The organism is Paenibacillus azoreducens (assembly GCF_021654775.1).
Taxonomy (GTDB): Bacteria; Bacillota; Bacilli; order Paenibacillales; family Paenibacillaceae; genus Paenibacillus_AQ; species Paenibacillus_AQ azoreducens.
This window is the reverse complement of record NZ_AP025343.1, coordinates 4,585,686-4,605,475: the sequence shown is the minus strand read 5'-3', so window position 1 is coordinate 4,605,475 and position 19,790 is coordinate 4,585,686. Positions and strand designations below refer to the sequence as shown.

Below are 19,790 nucleotides of genomic sequence, written 5' to 3'. Positions count from 1 at the left end.
TTAGTCAAATGGCATTGAAGGTAATATAGCCAAATTAGGGAGGGGTTTATCGTGATCAAACTTGAATATTTTGAAAGAAAAGACTTTAAAGAATTAATAGAGTGGAGCGGGGACGAGGCGTTTTTGCTTCAATGGGCAGGGACGCATTTTACATTTCCATTAGATGAGCAGCAGTTGGAGAAATATATCGAAGGCGCAAACGATATTCATCGTTCAGAGATCATGATATATAAAGCGGTAGACGATACCGGAAAGGCAGTCGGGCATATCACCATCGGCAGAATTGAGCGCGACAACAGATCGGGGAGGGTTGGAAGGGTACTTCTCAGCCCATCGGCGCGGGGGAAAGGGATTGGAACAGAGATGATGAAATGCGTCTTAAGGGTCGGATTTGAAGAACTTCGATTGCATCGAATCAGCTTGGGAGTTTTTGATTTTAACCACTCTGCCGTGCAATGTTACCGCAAAGCCGGATTTAAGCAGGAAGGATTGTTGAGAGATGCAAGAAAATATAGGGATCAATACTGGAATCTGATCGAAATGAGCATTCTAGAGGATGAATGGAAAAACATGCGCTGATGATGGTTTTAAAAGGTACGGAAGCATGGGTAAATAAAAATAGGAGGTGACTTTATTCATTTCATAGATTTCATTAGATTCTTGTAGTCGACACTTTGGAATCTTGTTTCATATGATATATAGAAATCAACGCGAAGGTTGGTTGGCAGGATATTGAAGTCAAACAACAAGGAGGTGACATCCATTGAAATATCCTTTTGATTGTCTCACAGATCTTGTTTTCGTGGAAGAAGAGCCCATTCTTCCGGCGGATATTATACTCGTTCCCGGGGGAAGTCACACGGATCCCATGACCATGGCTTCAGAATTATACCTCGCCGGTATGGCGCCTTATATTTTGCCGTCTGGCGGATACAATATGAAACTTGGAACAACCGAATGGGAATTTTTTAGAGACATCGGGCTTTCATTGGGCGTTCCCGAAGAGCGCATTCTCAAAGAAGATCAAGCCAGAAACACATTCGATAACGCCAGAAACTCCTGGCAGGTGATTCAGAAGAATAACATCGAAGTGAAGCGTGCCATTATTGTGTGCAAATCCTATTTTTCCAGAAGGGCGCTCATGACCTATCAAACGGTGTTTCCGCAGGACGTAACCATCCAAGTCATGCAAGACGATCTTCGGGTCAGCCGGCAAAATTGGTTTGAAAATGATGATGACATTCGATTGGTTCTGACGGAAGCCAGAAAAATATCGACCTATTTTGCTCAGCATATCCCGGATTGGGTGAAACAAAATGAAAAGGCTTCTGAATGATTTCTACAGCTGCGGAAATATAAAAACGCCGCTATCAGATACCGAGGTAGCGGCGTTTTGGCATGCTCCTAAAGATTTTCTCCAAATTGCTTTTCTTTCCACATGACGGTGATGATCAGGCCGATGCCCATAATGACGGCAGCGAATAGATAAGGATAATGGATATTAACATCAAACAAAATTCCGCCGATCGCCGGGCCGGCGATGTTGCCTAGGCTCGTATAGGTGGAGTTCATTCCCGCAACGAATCCTTGTTCTTTGCCGGCTGCTTTGGATAAAAACGTCGTTAAAGCCGGACGAAGCAGGTCGAATGCCAGGAATATAAAGGACGTGACAAGCAAAACCGCCAAAAAGCCAGAGATCATGGTTGATGCCACCGCCAGGATCGCGCCGACAATCAAACAAGCTTGAATCACTTTCTTTTCACCGAGCTTATTGACCATTTTTCCAAACATAAAGATTTGCACCACGACGCCGAAGATGGAGCTGATCGTAATAATGGCTGCGATATCCTTTGGCGTGAAGCCGAATTTATGATCGGAAAACAGGCTGAATACCGTTTCATAGGCGGATAAACCGAATGCGAGCACAAATACGATAATAAACGCAATAAAATAGAGCGGATGAAGCGATTTTTTCAAGTCGCCGATAAAGCTTGTTTGCTTTGCATTCGCTGCAATTTCAGCGAGCTCTTCTTTGCTCAGCGGTTCTTTCAAAATGAAGATGGAGGACAAGCATGCGACGAAGGCAATGACGGCCGCAAAGAAGAAAGGCACGCGTATCCCGTACTCCGCGATAAAGCCGCCGACGCCGGGGCCGATAATAAAGCCGGTACTGATCGCGGCAGAAACGTATCCCATCGCTTTCGGGCGCTCCTCAAGAGATGTAATGTCCGCCACGTATGCAGTAGCGCTGGGCATGACAAAGGCAGCGCTAATGCCTCCTAGAATCCTCGCCAGATAAAGCACCCATACATTGGTGCCGATCCCGAAAACCAGTTCGGACAAGCCAAAAAGGAATAGGCCGATGATGATGATTTTCTTCCTGCCGTAACGGTCAACCCAGCGTCCCGCAAGCGGCGAGATCAGCAGCTGGGACAAAGCAAAGACGGCGACCAGTGAACCCATCGTTTTTCCCGATAAATGCATCATATCCATAAAAGACGGCATTACGGGGATAATGAGGCCAACCCCCAGAAATACAATGAATACATTGCTTAGCAGAATCATGAATACCGCTTTTTGCTCTTTAATTGTTTTTTTCATATACATCAACATCACTTTCCGTAAGAATCATGGATGAGAAATACCTCTCCAAAACACGGTCCAGCAGGCTTCCAGTTTATCCTGCAGCCGTTTTTCGTCATTGTCGTAAACAAGGCTGATCATAATGGTATCGACAACTCCCACAAATGCAAGAGTCGGTATTTTTGGCGTATCTCCGTATATAGCCTTGGCATCGATCCAGTCCTTGAATTTTCTTTTCAGTATGGCCTGAATTTCCGTATCAATCTCGATGACTTCCTTTTCGATTGCTTTCGCAAGATGTGCCGGTGGAAAAAAAGTCATGCGCAGCCAAAACTTTAACTGCTCATTTTTTTGGAACAGGTCGATGACCAGTTGTAAATAACGATATAAATCTTTTTCGGGATCGGTTGAATCGGCATGATCGAAATATTCAATTTTAGAAGCCAGCTCCGCTTCTTTCGCATCCCGTAAAACCTGCAGGAACAGGTCGTCCTTCCCCTTAAAGTGAGCGTAAATGGATTGTTTTTTCATGCCGACTTCTTCAGCGATTTGGGAAAGGGACGCTCCTTCATAACCATGGATGGTGAAATATTTTAGAGCTGCATCCTTAATTTCATCTATTTTCAATTTAAAAGCACCTCCAAACTAACGAACGTTCGTCAGTTATATTAACAAATTAAAGAAATATTATCAAGTGTAAATATAATTTAATAATCGTAATTATTACGAATAACTTGCCAATCCGTAAAATATATGTTTTAATGTTAAACGTAATTAATACGAATAAGAAAAATAATGGCTAACAGACCGACCAGATAAGTATCTAAACAGTGATATATTTTTTTGTCCTATTTTAAATCGTAATAATTACTATTAAAAAGGTTCAAGGAGGTACATATGATTCTTTGTTCGCTGCGCGACATTGTTTTTGGATATGAAAATGAACCCGTCATCCGAAATGTGTCCGTTGATATACATGCCGGTGAATTTATTGCTGTCGCAGGACCAAACGGGGCTGCCAAAACGACGCTGTTAAAGCTGCTGCTCGGACTGGTCAAACCGTGGAGCGGCACAATTCGGTTCAGCTCTGAATACGGCCGGAGCGCCATTGCCTATGTACCGCAGCAGATATCTTCCTTTAATCCCGGCTTTCCGAGCAAAGTGATCGAGCTTGTCAGATCGGGATGTTACCCGGAGCTTGGATTATTCCGGCGGTTCCGTAAAGAGCATCATGAGCTCGTGGAAAAAACCCTAAAAGAAGTTGGGCTATGGGAGCTGCGAAATCGGAAAATCGGGGATCTATCCGGTGGCCAGAAGCAGCGGGCATGTATTGCGAGAGCGATGGTACAGCAGCCGGATTTGCTCGTTTTGGATGAACCCGTGACCGGGATGGACCCGGCCAGCCGGCTTCGTTTTTATAAGTGGATGCAGCAAGTGGTCAAAACGCAGGGCAAAACGGTATTGATGGTCACCCACGGATTGGATGAAGCGGAGGAATATCTTGACCGGGTCATTTATTTGGAAGGGAGGGAAGAGGGCGATCATGTTCCAGTATGAATTTATGCAGCGGGCGTTTTTGGCGGGGATGCTGATTTCATTCATAGCACCGGTTCTGGGCGTATATCTGTTATTGCGCAGACAATCCCTGCTGTCCGACACATTGTCCCATGTCTCGATGGCCGGCGTCGCCCTTGGCTCCGTTCTTCATTTGAATCCGGTATTATGCGGCTTTTTGTTCGCGATATTGGGCGGAGTACTGATCGAGCAGCTTCGAAGAAGCTACAAAACGTACAGTGAAGTGCCTGTGGCTATAATCATGACTTCAGGGCTGGCGCTGGCGATGGTGCTGATGAGCCTTAAAACCAATCTGAACAAGAGCTTCAGTTCCTATTTGTTCGGCTCCATTGTCGCCGTAAGCGAATCCCAGCTGATCATCATCGGTGCCGTCACGCTGATTGGGCTCCTGTTTTTTATGATGTTCCGCAGACCGCTTTACAGCTTAACGTTTGAAGAAGATACGGCTGCGGTGAGCGGAGTGAGAGTGAAACTGCTGTCTTTTGCTTTTGCGGTCGTTACGGGTATGACCGTCGCTGCAGCGATGCCGATTGTCGGCGTACTGCTGGTTTCATCTATGATCGTTTTGCCATCTGCGTTTGCTTTACGGTTCGCCAGAGGATTTGCTTCGGCTTCCATGATTGCGGTCATCACCGGAATGGCCGGCGTTTGCAGCGGACTGACAGCTTCCTATTATACGGATACCCCGCCTGGAGGAGCTATTGCTCTGATCATGCTTTTTATTCTCTTGTGCGGTATCGGTATTAAACATGCATTCAAGCTTGTGAAGAAACGTCGTACAAATCAATCGCGGACGATCATGCAGCATCAAAAGAGTCAAACCAATCAAACCATACCAGAAGGAGTTATCAAGTAATGAAAAAATGGATTCCTGCAATTTCGGCACTGACGATGGCTGTTTTTGCCGTCTCATTAACAGGCTGCGGCCAAAAGAAGGCTGAAGAGGCTGCAAAACCGGCCGTATCGGGCGCGGCTTCCGGCAAGCTGCAGATTGAAGCGAGTTTTTACCCGATGTACGAGTTTGCCAGCCAGGTGGCGGGTGATTTGGCGGATGTTCATTTGCTGATCCCTGCTAGCGTGGAACCCCATGACTGGGAGCCGACACCCCAGGATATCGGGAAAATAGAGCAGGCGGATGTTCTTGTGTATAACGGCGCCGGCATGGAAGGTTGGGTGGAGCAGATTCTGGCAAGCTCGAATTCCGGCAAACTGAGCGCGGTCGAAGCCAGCAAAGGGCTTGAGCTGATGGAAGGCGCGGATGATCATGAACATGCGGGCGAAGCTCATGATCATCATGATGATGCCGAAGCGAATAAAGACGGGCACGAGCATCATGATGAAGCAGGCGCACATAAAGAAGAGCATGACCATGAACATGACCATGACCATGACCATAATCATGGCGGACTGGATCCGCATGTATGGCTATCCCCTAAACTCGCTATTCAAGAGGTGCGCAATATTGAAGCCGCGCTGATTGCGAAAGCGCCTGAACACAAGGACCAGTTCACTAAAAATGCGAATGCTTACGCCGCCAAGCTGGAACAGCTGGATGAAGATTATCGGAAAGCACTGGAAAACACGAAACGCAAAGATTTTATCACCCAGCATGCCGCATTCGGATATTTGGCCAAAACTTACGGTTTGTCGCAGGTTCCAATCGCCGGGCTGTCCCCGGAACAGGAACCGTCCGCCTCAGCCATGACAGGGGTCGTGAAGTTTGCGAAGGAACATCAGGTGAAGACGATTTTCTTCGAAACATTGGTTTCTTCACAGGTTGCCGAGACGATCGCCAAAGAGATCGGAGCAAAAACCGATGTTCTGAATCCGCTCGAAGGATTGACTGAAGAAGATCAGGCGAATCATTTGGATTATATCGCAGTGATGCGCAAAAACTTGGAGGCGCTGAAGGCAGCGCTGAATGAATAGACAATTGGAAAGGAATGTGAAAAAAATGAGCGACAAAATCATACCGGTTACCGTTTTGAGCGGATATCTAGGCGCAGGCAAAACGACCGTGCTTAACCATGTTCTGAACAACCGCGAAGGCTTGAAGGTAGCCGTTATCGTAAATGATATGAGTGAGATCAATGTGGATGCGGCGCTCGTGCAATCTGGTTCGAGCTTGTCCCGCACCGAAGAGAAGCTGGTCGAGATGTCCAACGGCTGCATCTGCTGCACCCTGCGCGATGATCTGCTGCGCGAGGTGAAGAAGCTGGCGGAGGAAGGGCGGTTTGACTATATTTTGATCGAATCGACGGGAATTTCGGAACCGATTCCCGTAGCGCAAACCTTCAGCTATATGGATGAGGAATCCGGCATTGATTTGACGAAATCGGCCCGTCTGGATTGCATGGTAACCGTTGTGGATGCGTACCGCTTCTGGAAGGACTTTGCATCCGGCGAGACATTGCTTGATCGCGCAGAGGCTTCCGGCGAAAATGACGACCGTGATGTGGTGGATCTGCTGATCGACCAAATCGAAACCTGCGATGTATTGCTGCTGAATAAATGCGATCTTGTGGAGGACGAAGAGCTGAATCAACTGGAGGGCCTGCTGCGCAAGCTGCAGCCGTCGGCCAAGCTCATTCGCATCGTAAACGGGCAAGTGGATCCTACATTGATCATGAATACGGGTTTGTTCGATTTTGAAAAAGCAAGCATGTCCGCCGGTTGGATTCAGGAGCTTGAAAAGGAAAGCCATACGCCGGAAACGGAGGAATATGGTATCAGCTCCTTTGTTTACCGCAAGCGCGTTCCTTTCCATCCCGAACGTTTGGCTCGCATGCTGTCGAACTGGCCGGAAGAGGTCGTGCGCGCCAAGGGGCTTGTCTGGCTGGCGGTCAAGGATGACGTGGCTGCAAGCTTCAGCCAGGCGGGACCATCCATCCAGTTCGGTCCGGCCGGATATTGGCTCGCGGCCATGCCGGAAGCCGAGCAAAAGGATATATTGGAGGCGGAGCCAAGCCTGAAAAGCAAGTGGGACGATACCTGGGGCGACCGTATGAACGAAATCGTTCTGATCGGCATCGACATGGACCGCGAAGCGATTGAAAGCCAGTTTGACGCTTGTCTTCTTACGCCTGATGAGATGCGTATAGACTGGTCGACACTGCATAATCCGCTGCCGTGGGTTTCTATCGCCGAATAAAAGGGACGTTATGAATGAACATGCTGCTGATGGTCTGAAATGAAATATCCATTCTCCGGGCAGACTATTAAAAAAAGCCATGGAGGATAAAGGCATGAAAGCAGTAACGTACCAAGGCCGTAAGAAGGTTGAAGTCAAGGATGTCCGTGATCCCGGTCTGGAGAAAAAAGACGATATATTGGTTCGGGTCACCTCGACTGCGATCTGCGGCTCGGATCTTCACATCTATCACGGTCTGATCCCGGGCATGTATGATAACTACGTGATTGGGCATGAGCCAATGGGCATCGTAGAGGAAGTAGGTCCGGAAGTCACGCGCGTGAAAAAAGGCGACAAGGTGATCATTCCGTTTAATGTAGCCTGCGGCCAATGTTTTTATTGCCAAAATCAGATGGAAAGCCAATGCGACAATGCCAACGATGCCAAAGATACGGGAGGTTATTTCGGTTACTCGGACACCTATGGCGGTTATATGGGCGGACAGGCCGAGCTGCTTCGGGTGCCTTACGGGAATTTCACTCCCTTTGTTGTCCCCAAAGAAGCGGAGCTTGAAGACGAACAGATTCTTTTCTTGTCCGACATTATGCCAACGGCCTATTGGGGCGTGGATAACGGCGGCGTCAAACCGGGGGATACAGTGATTGTCCTTGGCTGCGGCCCGGTGGGGCTGCTGGCACAGAAATTTGCCTGGAAAAAAGGGGCGAAACGCGTCATCGCCGTCGATCATGTGGATTACAGATTGGAGCACGCCAAAAAATACAATCATGTGGAAACCTACAATTTTGAGGCGGTCGACGATTTAGAACGGCTGCTGCTCGAAACAACCAAAGGCGGGGCTGACGTGGTGATCGACTGTGTCGGTCTGGATGCGAAACGGACGCCTGTAGAAAAGGTCGAAACCATGCTTATGCTGCAAGGCGGTTCGCTGGGAGCGTTCGAAATGGCCGCAAATATAGTGCGCAAGTGCGGTACGATATCGGTCGTTGGCGTATACGGGCTAAAGTACAATATGTTTCCGCTGGGGCATCTGTTCGAGCGAAACATTACGCTGAAAATGGGGCAGGCTCCCGTTATCCATTACATGCCGGAGCTGTTCAAGCAGATCAAGTCGGGGGAGATCGATGCGACCGATATCATTACCCACCGGCTGCCCATGTCGGAAGCCGAGCGCGCCTATAAAATATTCGACAACAAGGAAGATCAGTGTATCAAAGTCGTGTTAAAACCTTAAGCTACCCTGCTGAACATGCAAAGCGGATGACCGTAAAAAAGCGGATCATCCGCTTTTTTAACATATCAGACATTATAAACTTCCGGGGCCCCCGCAAAGTAATCGGAATAAGCTTCGAAGGTCGGGCGTCACTTTGTGGGGTTTCATTTCCGGGGCCCCCGCAAAGTAATCGGAATAAGCTTCAAAGGCTACACGTCACTTTGTGGGGTTATTGTCCCGTACTAATACCGCGTGTGATGCGTTTCACGAAGCTAGTCTAACGAAACTGAGAAACGTTATAACCCTAAAAATCGGGCCGAATTGAATCTAACGAAACTGTGTATCGTTTTCCAATGTACACATGCGCTAATCTCCAATGAGTAAAAAAAAGATTGACTGGAAATAAAATATGAAATAAAGTATCAAATGATATCAAATATCAAGATATGATGAAGCGGGAGAGGTGCTAAGCAATGGGGAAAATGGTGATGGGATTTGCGGAAATGAATGCGGACGATCGCAGCGCGGCGGGAGGAAAGGGCGCGATGCTTTCCGCTCTTTATTGCATGGGATATCCCGTGCCGGAAGGGTTTGTGATTATGCCCTCGGCTTTTACGGGCGAACAATTATCCTCACAGGCGTGGGAAGATATAAAATACCGGCTGCATCAACTTAGAAAGTCGCATCGGGAACCGTTATTTGCGGTCAGATCATCGGCGCTCGGGGAGGATTCATCAGAGGCGTCTTTTGCAAGGGAATTCGAGACCGTTTTGAATGTCGGATCGGATGAGGATATCCTAAAGGCGGTGTATACTGTTCATCAATCCAAATATGCGCATCGGGTGCAAGTTTACAGTTCGGCCAAAGGCATGGACGCATGTACGCCGATCGCCGTTGTCGTTCAGGTTATGGTCCGTTCCGAAATATCCGGCGTGCTGTTTACCGCAGATCCGATCACCGGCAGCCGGAAAGAGATGCCGGGAAATTTCGTGTATGGTTTAGGTGAGCAGCTGGTATCCGGCGAAAGCAATGCCGAAACCTTTGCGCTGCTTCGATCCAAAGGAAAGTACTCCGGTCCCGAGTCGTTCAAAAAGTATGCGCTGCGTTTACGCAAATATGCGTGCAAACTGGAAAAAGAACTCGGAGAACCCCAAGATATCGAATGGGCGATGGCGGACGGAAAGGTGTATATTTTGCAAACCAGGCCAATGACGACCTTAAGCGCGGGGAATCGGGATGCGTACGAGATCAATGACGCTCTCACAGGCGACTTTTTGTGGACCAACACCAATGTCGGCGAATCGATATCCGGCGTGATGACTCCGTTAACCTGGTCCATTCTTCGCATGTTGGACGAAGAACATAACTTGCTGCCCGGTCATTATGTCTTATCGGGCAATATTTGCGGGAGAGTGTATTCCAATATCAGCTATTCTTTATCCATGTTTGCCGCTTTTGGATTTTCGCCTCAAATGATGCAAAATAAGATGAAAAGGGTGTTCGGCAATATTCCAGCAGGGATGGATATTCCGTTGTTCCCTTTTTCAAAGTGGAACCTGTTCAGGATGCTGCTGCCGAAGATTTTTTACAGTTTGCAAAGAACCAAAGAAGCGGTACGGTCGATTGACGATTTTATCGCGGAAACTCCCGGTTGGTGCAGGGAAATGACGGAACGGATCCAAGCGGCAGGCAGCCGGGAGGAGTTAGACGCTCTTTGGGTTACAGAGATCTGGCCTTATAACGTCAAAGGGATGTGGATTGCGCTAGAAGCGCCTTCGCAGGCAATGCAAACATTCGAAAAACTGTACGCCAAGTTAAGCAAAAGGGTCGGAGAAGAGGAAGCCGGTCTAATATTGTCCAACATCGAAGATTTGGAACTTGAAAGCTTAGGTCCGCTTCTTGGAATTCCCAAAGTCATCAAAGGGGAGATGAGCCGCGAGCAATATATTGAAAAATACGGGCACCGGGGGCCGCAAGAAGTTGAGCTTTCCGTCCCGGAGCCAAGTGAAGATCCGGCGTGGCTTGACAATCAAATGTCCGAATATCAGCAGATGCTTACGGACGGGGGCCAACTTCTGGAGAACAGGAAAATAAAAAGCGTGAGGGCATGGGAGCAATTTGAACGTCAATACCCCCGCATGGCCAAACGGCTTGCCGCAAAGATCGAAGCGGCTTTGAAAGGCCCGAAAATACGGGAAGCGGTCCGTTCCGAATGGACAAGAACGAGCCGGGTAAACCGCGTGTTTGCGCTAAAAGCCGGAGAGCTTGCGGGAATGGGGGACGATGTATTTTTTCTGTATTTGGACGAAATCCTTGCATGGCTGAAGGAGGGAACTTTGAATGGAATCGCTCATTTGCCTGCCCGCAAAGAAAATTACGCCAAATATCAGAAGCTGCCGCCGCTTCCAACCATTATACGGGGGAGATTTGAGCCATTCATCTGGGCGAAGGATCCGGAGCGCAGATTGGACTTTTATGATGCTTCGCTTCCGCCCGATGATATGCCGTACGACTGCCTGAAGGGCTTTCCGGGATCTTCCGGCAGAGTCAAAGGAAAGGTCCGCATTCTTGACAATCTGGATGACGGATATCAGCTGCAGCCGGGAGAAATATTGGTAGCATCTACCCTGAATATCGGATGGACGCTTATATTTCCGAAAGCAGCGGCGATCATAACGGATATTGGTGCACCGCTTTCCCATGCCGCCATCGTGGCCAGGGAACTCGGGATTCCCGCCGTCGTTGGCTGCGGCAGTGCAACTTCCGTATTAAAAACCGGGGACCTGGTCATCGTTGACGGCGGTCAGGGCATTGTCCAAATCGCGGCGGGATGATAATCTTGAAGTTGCAATGATGTTTAGCATTCGACCGGAAAGGAAGTGTGCGTCATTTCAACACATACGAAGCAAAGCGGAGGTCTCCGCGAGCGAAAAAAAGCCAAAGCTATGGCGGAAGTGCAAAAGCATGCCATGCGCTTGTTCCGTGAGCAGGGATATAAAGCGACCACGGTGGAACAAATTGCCGAGGCGGCGGAAATATCCTACAGCACATTTTTTCGCTACTTTTCAAGCAAAGAAGATATACTGACCCGGGACAATTACGATCCCTTGCTAAACGATGCTTTCGAGCGGCAGCCGGATGGTTTAAGCCCGCTGCAGGCGCTCAAAAACGCGATGGTTTCGGAAGCAGCCAAACTGTCGGAGGATGAACTGGCCACCATGCGTGAACGGAATGAGTTGACCATTTCGATTCCGGAGCTCTGGGCTGCCATGATGAACGCCAATACCCGGATGATGGAGTTGATCGCCGATATGGTTGCGAAGCGTATCGGCGGCCAGTCCGATGATTTTGCGATACGCACTTTGGCCGGAGCTGTTGTAGGGGTCAACATTTCCGTTACATTGCAATACGCGGAACATCCGGATGCGGATTTTGCCAAGCTGCTGGATGAGGCTCTGACCAGGCTTGAACAAGGTCTGCCGGTTTAGCATTTTGATTTGCAGGTAAACCTCCCCAAGAATGGGGCTGTCCTAAAAGTCGTTTAATGCTTTTTAAGCCCCCCGCCTTAGGCATGATTTCAAACGGAATAAAGAAGCCTTCAAACCCGCTGTTGCGGTGGTTTTGAAGGCTTCTTTATTCTAAATTTGGGACTGGTTCGTCTGTCGTTACCTTCAGGGGCAGACTCGTTTGATTTTTATTCGTCAGTTGCGATGTACTTTGAGGATGTGCTGCGATGTATGGGGCAATTTCGAGATTGTTGCAAAAGTAATCCATCATGCCAATTGTTGTTTGAAATCATGTTAGATAAAATCCATTTCATCATGCCAACCGCTGGTTGATCCAATAGGTTCAAGCATTCGACATACATCCATGATGAAATGGATTGGATATAGATCGATAAGTATTAGATGATTCGATATCCAGGTTCAAGTACTCGATATAAATCCATAATGAAATGGATTCAGGATGCAAGCTTTTTTCAGACAGTTGATCAAGTGATCAGGAAAAATGTTGCGAAAGTGCATCCTTTTCAGGCATTTTATAGCGTGAAATGGAAAATTGTTGCGAAAGTACATCCTTTTGACCATGAATCGTCTGTGTACTCCTAAAAGCTGGGGAAAAGATGCACTTTTGCAAGCTTTCTAGCCATAATTTCCTGGAACGTTAATATAGATGCACTTTTGCAACTTTTCAGATAGAACACAGCCAGTCATTTTTGTATGTAGGATTTTGCTAAATCCATTTCATAATGTCACTGTTCAAATACCCGTAATATTATTCATTATGAAATGGATTCAAAGTGCAGGTTTTTCAATCGCATTAGCCCAATTTCAGGAGAAAGCCTGCAAAAGTGCATCTTTTTACGTTGTTATACTTACGTTTATCCCTCGAACGAGAAAATAAATGCACTATCGCAACCACTTGATATTTTTTTGCAATTCGAGCTCCCAAAACTGCACTTTTGCAATTAATTGGAGTTCGCAGCCTATGAGGTCGGCTGCTTTCAAGACCAATTGAACCTTGCTTTTGGGCCAGCCCCATTTGCGTTTTGAACGCATTACGCCTGGGCCAGCCATATGGTCCAAGGATCTTTTTCAATAATAGGCCCGGAGCCGACGCTACCCATTTTTCCTGCGATATACGCGATAAGTTCTTCCAGTTCCGCATCCGAGAGTTCATGCAAAATCGAACGGCCTGTGCGGTGCCGCAAATCCGCATACAGCGCTTCCGGAGTGGCAAAGATGGCCCGCGTTTCCCAAAGCTTCAGTTCTTTGATTTGCCGGAACCCGCTGTCCCGAAGCGCCGCAGTTACACTCTCCGCGGGATGCCTCCGAGAAGTTTCGGTTTCGGCCAGACGGGGGAATTTTTCGAAAAAGAAGCCGCGCACATTGGTGTTTGATCCGGGCTTTAAGCTGTCTTCCGGGGTCCGGTCTTGGACGATCAGCGTCCCGCCAGGCTTCAAAATCCGGTAAGCTTCGGCAAAACATGGGCGCAAATCGTTCAGATGATGGATCAGCGCCCTTTCGAGCACGATATCCGCATGTTCCGCAGGCAGGGGCAGCCGGCAGGCATCCCCCTGAACGAAAGTTACGCGGTCCGTGGCACCAAGATGGTTTGCCGCTCCTTTCAGCATTTCAGCCGAAAAGTCCACGCTAGTGACATGCTTTGCCCCAAGCGTCAGCAGCGCCTCAGTATAAATTCCACCGCCGCATCCGATATCCGCAGCAAATTTCCCTTTTACTTTCAAATGCTCTGATATGAGCTGCAGCCAGGATTCGTCCGCTGTCCGCGTCGCATAACTAACCTGATTTTTGGGATCGTGAAAATTCATAGGCATGATGATGAGTCCCCCTTTAGTTTTATCTAGCGAAACATAGTTTTATTAAATGGGATTTTTATTATTATAAAATATAAAAGCGGAATTGACTATATTTTTTTGGCTCAACTTATATAGAACTAATTTCAGCATGGAGCCTTTTTTTCGGACATTATAAATTCTTTAGAATTGTCCCCTAAGATAAATCGCAGGAGGGGATCGAAATGAAGGTACTGGAAATCGAGGATATAACCAAAAAAGCCGGACGGCGCACCCTGGTGGGTGACATGTCCTTTGATATTATGCAAGGGGAGGTTTGCGGTTTTATCGGACCGAATGGAGCGGGAAAAACGACGCTGATCCGCATGATTACGGGGCTGATCAAACCTAATGCGGGAAGCATACGGATTGAGGGGTTCGACGTGCAGCGGGACCGCATGAAAGCTTTGGGGCAGGTAGGGGCGATCGTGGAGTCCCCGATCTTTTTTCCTTATATGTCAGGCAGAGACAATCTCATGAATCTGGTAAAGCTGCATGCGGGTATCCCTAAAGATAAACATGCATCCCGGGTGGACGAGGTGCTGGGCATTGTAGGTCTGCAGGGGCGTGGCGAAGATAAGGTTAAAACGTATTCGCTTGGCATGAAGCAGCGTTTAGGGATCGCCCAGGCGCTTCTTGGCAATCCCACACTCATTATTCTGGATGAACCGGCCAACGGGCTTGACCCGATGGGCATCCGTGAACTGCGGAATCTCATCCTTGAACTGAATGAAAAGCACGGAATTACTTTTTTCGTATCGAGCCATTTGCTTGACGAGCTGCAGCGGATATGCACCCGTTTCGTCATCATCAAGGAAGGGCGGCTTGTATGGCAGGGAACCCAGGAGCAGTGGCGGCAAATTGCAGGAAGCAGCAGCCTGGAAGATCATTTCGTGGAGATGATGACCTCATGATGGCATTGCTGCATAGTGAATGGGAACGGTTATGGAAACGGAAAATCGCTTGGTTGTCCCTGATCTCAATCCCGCTGATTATCTTGGCGACAGCCAAATATTATACGGGACATAATTTAACGGTTCCTTCGGGAAGCCCGGAATATACGACGGCGGAGAACTTCCCGGTCATGGCCATGATCGAGCAATTGATCGTCGTGTTCAACGTGGTGGCCCTGGTGCTTCTGACCATGTCCTTTACGGAGGAATACCGCTCGGGGCAGCTTCGGCTGATCATGCTTCGGGCGTACAGCAGCGGGCAGCTGTTTTGGGCGAAATGGCTGGCGTTCGCGCTGATGATGGCGCTTTTTTTCCTGGTCTATCTGCTTGCGTCCCTCGCCTGCGGTTATATATTCTTTCAGAGTTCGTCGCGGCAGATTTTGTTTTATTATGATCACAGCGTCGCAAGCGGGGAGATGGTTCTGTATACGCTGCGTTATTATGGCATGGCGTATGCCACCATTGTCGGTATGGCGTCGGTGTTTATCGGAATCGGCGCGGCAGCTCGTTCTTCGACTGCGGCTATCGGTTTGGGCATGGGTTTTCTGCTTTGCTCGCTCGGCTATCCCTTGATTTTTGATATGGCGAACCGCGTGCTTGGCCTGGAGCTGCCAGCCATGCTCAGATACCTGTCGCTTACGGAAATCCAGTTTAGCGGCATTGCCGTCATGATGTCGAGTACGGATGTGATCAAGGCAATGCATCCGGGAGGCTGGATGGCATGTATTCTGGCCTTGTACATGGTCGTATTTACAGCAGCGGCTCATTTGATTTTCACCAAATCGGACCGCTGGATATAAGGAGGAAAATCATATGCTTCAGCTAATGCAAAGCGACTGGCAGCGCATGTGGAAACGCAAGAAAAGCTTCGTCAGTCTGCTGATCTTTATATGTATCGTGATGCTGGACTGCCTTTTTTTGAAAATGATGCGCATAGGCGCTTTTGATAACATATCGTCGGTACCGCTCACGGCCCAAAACTTTTCGCTTTTTCTGCTGAAGGAGGTTTCCTTTTTCCTGACGCTGATCATTGGCCCGATCTTGATGATTGACAGCTTTAATGGCGAATATCATGCAGGCCAGCTAAGAATGGTACTGATCAGACCTATATCGGTTATACGGTTGTTTGCCGCTAAATGGATCAATCTGGCCCTATTTATGGCGATCCTGCTGGGCGCAACTTTTGTTGCCGGGGAAACCTTCGGTCATTTGTTCTTGCCCGGCGCCGATTCCGTCGCCTTTTTGAACCCGGACCGTCTCTACGGTCCCGCAGGCGCCTTTATGTACTGCCTGGAATCTTACGGCCTGTTTATGCTCATTCTGCTGGCGCAGCTAAGCCTGACCGCGTTTATATGCACTTTGCTCCCGAGTCCGATCATTTGCTATCTCGGCTGGATCGCGATTGCTGCCGGCTCGCTGTATGTTTCGAATAAATTCAGTTTTCTGCTCATGGGAATGGCGGCTATTTTTAAATGGATGGCCGGATACGGCGGGCATGGCTATCTTCTGCCGGTATTTGTTTGTATGATTCTTGGGTTTGCCGTTACAATGTTGTGGTGGGACCGAAGAAACTGGGTGAAGTAAGACCCTGTAACAGGAGAGTTGGACATGCGGGAAAAAATTCTGATTGTTGATGATGAAGTGGACATCGTATCGCTGATGGAGCAGGCTATGACGGCGGAAGGATATGAGGTGCAGACCGCCTCGGAAGGGACCCAAGCGCTTGAATCGCTTACGCCTGCGCCTGATTTGATTATACTTGATGTGATGATGCCGGGGATGAACGGCTTTGAGCTGTGCCAGATGATCCGGGATGAGGTGGATTGCCCGATCCTGTTCGTCAGTGCAAGGCAGGCGGAGGCCGACCGGATTCAAGGCCTTTCCATTGGCGGCGATGACTATATTACGAAGCCGTTTAGCCTGCGGGAGCTGAAAGCGCGCGTGGCGGCGCATCTCCGGGGCAGCCGGAGAATACGGGAAAGCTCCGCCGAGCGTTCGCTTCTTCGTTACGGCGTACTCCGGATCGACCTGAAAGGCCGTGAGGTGCATGTCAATCAAACGGTCGTCCCGTTGACGGCCAAAGAATTCGATATTGTGGAGATGCTGGCCCTGCATCCAGGTCAGGTATTCTCCAAAGAACAGATCTATGACCGGATCTGGGGGCTTGAAGCCAGCGGCGATGCAAGCACGATAACGGAACATATCAAGAAAATCCGCGCCAAGCTGGGCAGCCATGACCAAAACGGCAGCTATATATCCACATTATGGGGGGTAGGATACAAGTGGGAAAGATCGGACGGATAGAACGCCAGCCCCTCAAAAGACAGATGATCCTGACTTTCGTTTGGATCATGCTTCTAAGCGCCTTTTGTTCGATCATGACAATTGGTTTTGGCTTATGGTGGCTAGTGCAGAACAATTTTTTTCGTCCGGCCAATACCTACGAAAATAAGCTCCCTGCGATCACTTCCTATGTACGATTGCAGCATGAGGCGATATTAAACCCGAGTAACCGCGCTGAGCTGGAAAAAATGATCCCTGCTGAAGGAATCCGCTACCAGGTCGTAGGCTTGGATGGCAAGCCGCTATATGGAACGATTGCTGACCGAATGGTATCCGGTCGGGAAGCTTTGATCAACACACTAAACAGAACGGTTTCTGCAGAACCATCTACTGGGATAGGCGGACGTTACGTCAGGATTGATCCGGTGATTTCCAAGGCCGGGGAATTAAAAGGGGCCATATTGCTGAAATACAAGCTTGAGGTTACAAGCCAATATAACAATAACAATAAAGGTTTTAACTTGATTAACATTACGCTTATCGTTGTGCTCATTCTCTTGGTGATGTCTCCTTTTCTGTACATCGCAGTGTTTACCTATTTATTTGCTGCCCGACTCGGACGAAGAATCGCCAGGCCGGTTCATGAGCTTATTAAGGCCTCGGAGCGGATTAGCGATCAGGACCTTGATTTTACGGTAAGTTACAAGGCGGAAAATGAACTCGGATTGCTGACGGAATCATTTGAAAATATGCGGAGCGCCCTCAAAAGCTCGCTGCTCAGAGAATGGAAGCTGGAACAGGAGCGGAGGGACATGATGGATGCCATCGCCCATGATTTTCGGACGCCGATGACGGTGATTCAGGGGAATGTGGAGCTGCTGGCGGATACGCCCGAAATGCCGCGCAGCCAAGCTGAAAAACATCTGAAAGTCATCGAAGACAACATCCAGCGGGTCAACCGTTTGATTCAGGACGTACAGGTGGCATCCGAAAAGGATATCGAATATTTTCCGTTAAGGACCGGAGAGATCCGTCTGCAGCAATTCCTTCAAGATAAGGAACTCGAAATCGGCTACATTTGCGGTTCTCGCCAGGTAAGGCACTCCTTTCATGTTGAGGACTTTGCGCCGGGTGCTGGCGAGATCGTGTTGGTGGACGTGCAGCGGGTCAGCCAGGTTTTGGACAACCTTATATCGAACAGTCTTCGCTACCTGCCTGTGAAGGGGGGCTGGCTCGGAATTCGGATCGAGCGGCATGCATCCATGCTCCAGTTTGAAATTTGCGACAATGGCCAGGGGTTCAACAATAAAGACCTGCCGCATCTGTTCGAGAAATTTTACAGTGGAGAGATGGGGCAATCCGGTCTGGGGCTGTATACGGCCAAAATCATCGTTGAAAAGCATGGAGGCAGCATCCGCGCATATAACCGCCAAGAAGGCGGAGCCTGCATAACCTTTACGATCCGGCCCCAGGAGCCTGCCGCAAAAGATGAGGATATTTAAACCAAAACGTAACCCGGTTGTAACTTTCGTGGAAAGCTAATCTTCTAAAATGGAACTGTTCGTACATAAACAGTGACATGATATGATAGGAGAACTGAACATGAAGAAAAAGGTCAAAATAATGATTGCCGCCTGCTCCGCATTTGTGCTTATTTCAGGTTCGGCTTTGGCAGCGGCGGCTGTTCCGCGGATTTTTATCAACAAGGCCGAATTTGCGCAGTCGTATTTAAAGTTGAAAGAGGAAAACGGCACGACCATGGTTTCCCTGCGCGCGATTGTAGAGGAACTGAAAGGTGAAGTGACCTTCAAGGACAACGCCATTCATGTTTCGCTGCCGGAAGCCAGCCATTTAAAGCATCAGGTAGACGGATTCCAAAATGGGCTGCAGGCCCAAACGCCGGAGGAAGCGGCGGAAACCTGGATTCGCGGAGTGCAAAGAAGAAGCGGGCCGATGCAATATGCCGTGATGGCGCCTTCCTTGCAGAAGAGCACCAAGCAGGAATTTGAGGACAACTTCTGGGTGACCGGCGGCTCCAGCCCGCATATGGGAGATGTGGCAAAAAAGGACGTCAAGTCGCTCTCGCCGAATAAAGTGCAAATTTCGTTTGACTATCCGTTGACCGTTTCGACCGGAAAGATCGGATCGGGTAAAGCATCGTTAATAATCGAAAAAGTGAGCGGCACAGGAAACGACTACTGGGCGATCTCGGAGATTAACCTGGAAGATCCGGGCGATACCGGACTTATGATCGGAGCAATACCATTGCAGCCGCAAAAGGGGAAATAAAAGAAATCATTAGGGTATCCATAAGGTCTAAAGCCTTGAGGAATACCCTTTTTTCTTGTATATCGAAAGGTCGCCGTACGGATAGGTGTTGTGCCATCAGTTTGTCATCAACCATCCCTCCGATGCCTATGTTCGGTATCTTTGGCGCCGATAGGTTTTGCGGAATATTCCCCGCGGAAGCGAATACCATTTTACCTGGCTGTTCTTTTCTTTGTCGAGCTGAGAAATGATATTTTTTTCCTGTTCGATCCGACGTTTTTGATGATTATTACGGTCCGCCTGATCATATTCGAGCAGCTTTTGAAACGTGTATACATCCAACATGATGTTTCCTCCACTTCCTTTTTTTAATCGGGGAGGATGTGAATTCCGTTTTATCTCTTTAGGATT

Annotated in this window: 19 protein-coding genes; 15 read left to right on the top strand and 4 right to left on the bottom strand. The window is 48.6% G+C overall.

What is annotated here, in order from left to right; all coding sequences use genetic code 11:
- The first annotated feature begins 51 nt into the window (after positions 1-51).
- Both L6442_RS20260 and L6442_RS20255 read left to right on the top strand, forming a co-directional pair.
- Positions 52-579, top strand: coding sequence for a GNAT family N-acetyltransferase (locus tag L6442_RS20260; RefSeq protein ID WP_212976841.1), 528 nt, complete (start codon positions 52-54; stop codon positions 577-579).
- A gap of 184 nt (positions 580-763) precedes the next feature.
- On the top strand, positions 764-1,336 hold the full coding sequence (locus L6442_RS20255) for a YdcF family protein (protein WP_212976840.1): 573 nt from the start codon (positions 764-766) through the stop codon (positions 1,334-1,336).
- Between the two features lie 68 nt (positions 1,337-1,404).
- Here L6442_RS20255 and L6442_RS20250 read toward each other — a convergent pair whose 3' ends face one another.
- A complete protein-coding gene (locus L6442_RS20250; RefSeq protein ID WP_212976839.1) occupies positions 1,405-2,601 on the bottom strand; it encodes an MFS transporter in 1,197 nt (398 codons plus the stop codon).
- A 27-nt stretch (positions 2,602-2,628) separates the two neighbouring features.
- Positions 2,629-3,210, bottom strand: a complete 582-nt coding sequence (locus L6442_RS20245) for a TetR/AcrR family transcriptional regulator (RefSeq protein WP_212976838.1) — start codon at positions 3,208-3,210, stop codon at positions 2,629-2,631.
- Positions 3,211-3,480: 270 nt separating this feature from the next.
- Between L6442_RS20245 and L6442_RS20240 the strand changes: the two genes are divergently transcribed.
- The 7 genes from L6442_RS20240 (at position 3,481) to L6442_RS20210 (ending at position 12,007) form a co-directional block, all read left to right on the top strand.
- A complete protein-coding gene (locus L6442_RS20240; RefSeq protein WP_212976837.1) occupies positions 3,481-4,140 on the top strand; it encodes a metal ABC transporter ATP-binding protein in 660 nt (219 codons plus the stop codon).
- Positions 4,127-5,014 (top strand): metal ABC transporter permease, encoded by an 888-nt coding sequence (locus L6442_RS20235; protein ID WP_212976836.1) that lies wholly within the window; start codon positions 4,127-4,129, stop codon positions 5,012-5,014. Before L6442_RS20240 ends, L6442_RS20235 begins: the two co-directional genes overlap by 14 nt.
- Entirely contained in the window at positions 5,014-6,087 is a 1,074-nt protein-coding gene (locus L6442_RS20230) for a metal ABC transporter substrate-binding protein (RefSeq protein WP_212976835.1), read from the top strand. The genes L6442_RS20235 and L6442_RS20230 overlap by 1 nt, the downstream gene beginning before the upstream one ends.
- Before the next feature lie 25 nt (positions 6,088-6,112).
- A complete protein-coding gene (locus L6442_RS20225; RefSeq protein WP_212976886.1) occupies positions 6,113-7,309 on the top strand; it encodes a GTP-binding protein in 1,197 nt (398 codons plus the stop codon).
- Between the two features lie 94 nt (positions 7,310-7,403).
- Positions 7,404-8,540, top strand: a complete 1,137-nt coding sequence (locus tag L6442_RS20220; RefSeq protein WP_212976834.1) for a zinc-dependent alcohol dehydrogenase — start codon at positions 7,404-7,406, stop codon at positions 8,538-8,540.
- Positions 8,541-8,992: 452 nt separating this feature from the next.
- Complete coding sequence (locus L6442_RS20215; protein ID WP_212976833.1) at positions 8,993-11,353, top strand: PEP/pyruvate-binding domain-containing protein; 2,361 nt, start codon at positions 8,993-8,995, stop codon at positions 11,351-11,353.
- A 111-nt stretch (positions 11,354-11,464) separates the two neighbouring features.
- Positions 11,465-12,007, top strand: coding sequence for an acyl-CoA-like ligand-binding transcription factor (locus L6442_RS20210; RefSeq protein ID WP_194233625.1), 543 nt, complete (start codon positions 11,465-11,467; stop codon positions 12,005-12,007).
- 1,070 nt (positions 12,008-13,077) lie between these two features.
- Here L6442_RS20210 and L6442_RS20205 read toward each other — a convergent pair.
- On the bottom strand, positions 13,078-13,857 hold the full coding sequence (locus tag L6442_RS20205) for a class I SAM-dependent methyltransferase (protein ID WP_212976832.1): 780 nt from the start codon (positions 13,855-13,857) through the stop codon (positions 13,078-13,080).
- A 203-nt stretch (positions 13,858-14,060) separates the two neighbouring features.
- Between L6442_RS20205 and L6442_RS20200 the strand changes: the two genes are divergently transcribed.
- From L6442_RS20200 to L6442_RS20175, 6 genes are all read left to right on the top strand, one after another.
- A complete protein-coding gene (locus L6442_RS20200; RefSeq protein ID WP_212976831.1) occupies positions 14,061-14,789 on the top strand; it encodes an ABC transporter ATP-binding protein in 729 nt (242 codons plus the stop codon).
- Entirely contained in the window at positions 14,786-15,628 is an 843-nt protein-coding gene (locus L6442_RS20195) for an ABC transporter permease (protein WP_212976830.1), read from the top strand. The genes L6442_RS20200 and L6442_RS20195 overlap by 4 nt, the downstream gene beginning before the upstream one ends.
- A 13-nt stretch (positions 15,629-15,641) precedes the next feature.
- On the top strand, positions 15,642-16,412 hold the full coding sequence (locus L6442_RS20190) for an ABC transporter permease (protein WP_212976829.1): 771 nt from the start codon (positions 15,642-15,644) through the stop codon (positions 16,410-16,412).
- Between the two features lie 24 nt (positions 16,413-16,436).
- On the top strand, positions 16,437-17,132 hold the full coding sequence (locus tag L6442_RS20185) for a response regulator transcription factor (RefSeq protein ID WP_212976828.1): 696 nt from the start codon (positions 16,437-16,439) through the stop codon (positions 17,130-17,132).
- Complete coding sequence (locus L6442_RS20180) at positions 17,111-18,613, top strand: HAMP domain-containing sensor histidine kinase (RefSeq protein ID WP_212976827.1); 1,503 nt, start codon at positions 17,111-17,113, stop codon at positions 18,611-18,613. The genes L6442_RS20185 and L6442_RS20180 overlap by 22 nt, the downstream gene beginning before the upstream one ends.
- A 100-nt stretch (positions 18,614-18,713) precedes the next feature.
- A complete protein-coding gene (locus L6442_RS20175; protein WP_212976826.1) occupies positions 18,714-19,400 on the top strand; it encodes a hypothetical protein in 687 nt (228 codons plus the stop codon).
- A gap of 126 nt (positions 19,401-19,526) precedes the next feature.
- Here L6442_RS20175 and L6442_RS20170 read toward each other — a convergent pair whose 3' ends face one another.
- Complete coding sequence (locus L6442_RS20170) at positions 19,527-19,724, bottom strand: hypothetical protein (protein WP_212976825.1); 198 nt, start codon at positions 19,722-19,724, stop codon at positions 19,527-19,529.
- Between the last annotated feature and the right edge of the window lie 66 nt (positions 19,725-19,790).

Coding starts and splice junctions, on each gene's coding strand:
- L6442_RS20185 (WP_212976828.1), top strand. CDS start 16,437: ATGCGGGAAAAAATTCTGATTGTTGATGATGAAGTGGACATCGTATCG.
- L6442_RS20205 (WP_212976832.1), bottom strand. CDS start 13,857: ATGCCTATGAATTTTCACGATCCCAAAAATCAGGTTAGTTATGCGACG.
- L6442_RS20175 (WP_212976826.1), top strand. CDS start 18,714: ATGAAGAAAAAGGTCAAAATAATGATTGCCGCCTGCTCCGCATTTGTG.
- L6442_RS20225 (WP_212976886.1), top strand. CDS start 6,113: ATGAGCGACAAAATCATACCGGTTACCGTTTTGAGCGGATATCTAGGC.
- L6442_RS20250 (WP_212976839.1), bottom strand. CDS start 2,601: ATGAAAAAAACAATTAAAGAGCAAAAAGCGGTATTCATGATTCTGCTA.
- L6442_RS20210 (WP_194233625.1), top strand. CDS start 11,465: ATGGCGGAAGTGCAAAAGCATGCCATGCGCTTGTTCCGTGAGCAGGGA.
- L6442_RS20195 (WP_212976830.1), top strand. CDS start 14,786: ATGATGGCATTGCTGCATAGTGAATGGGAACGGTTATGGAAACGGAAA.
- L6442_RS20235 (WP_212976836.1), top strand. CDS start 4,127: ATGTTCCAGTATGAATTTATGCAGCGGGCGTTTTTGGCGGGGATGCTG.
- L6442_RS20230 (WP_212976835.1), top strand. CDS start 5,014: ATGAAAAAATGGATTCCTGCAATTTCGGCACTGACGATGGCTGTTTTT.
- L6442_RS20215 (WP_212976833.1), top strand. CDS start 8,993: ATGGGGAAAATGGTGATGGGATTTGCGGAAATGAATGCGGACGATCGC.
- L6442_RS20190 (WP_212976829.1), top strand. CDS start 15,642: ATGCTTCAGCTAATGCAAAGCGACTGGCAGCGCATGTGGAAACGCAAG.
- L6442_RS20240 (WP_212976837.1), top strand. CDS start 3,481: ATGATTCTTTGTTCGCTGCGCGACATTGTTTTTGGATATGAAAATGAA.
- L6442_RS20200 (WP_212976831.1), top strand. CDS start 14,061: ATGAAGGTACTGGAAATCGAGGATATAACCAAAAAAGCCGGACGGCGC.
- L6442_RS20170 (WP_212976825.1), bottom strand. CDS start 19,724: ATGTTGGATGTATACACGTTTCAAAAGCTGCTCGAATATGATCAGGCG.
- L6442_RS20220 (WP_212976834.1), top strand. CDS start 7,404: ATGAAAGCAGTAACGTACCAAGGCCGTAAGAAGGTTGAAGTCAAGGAT.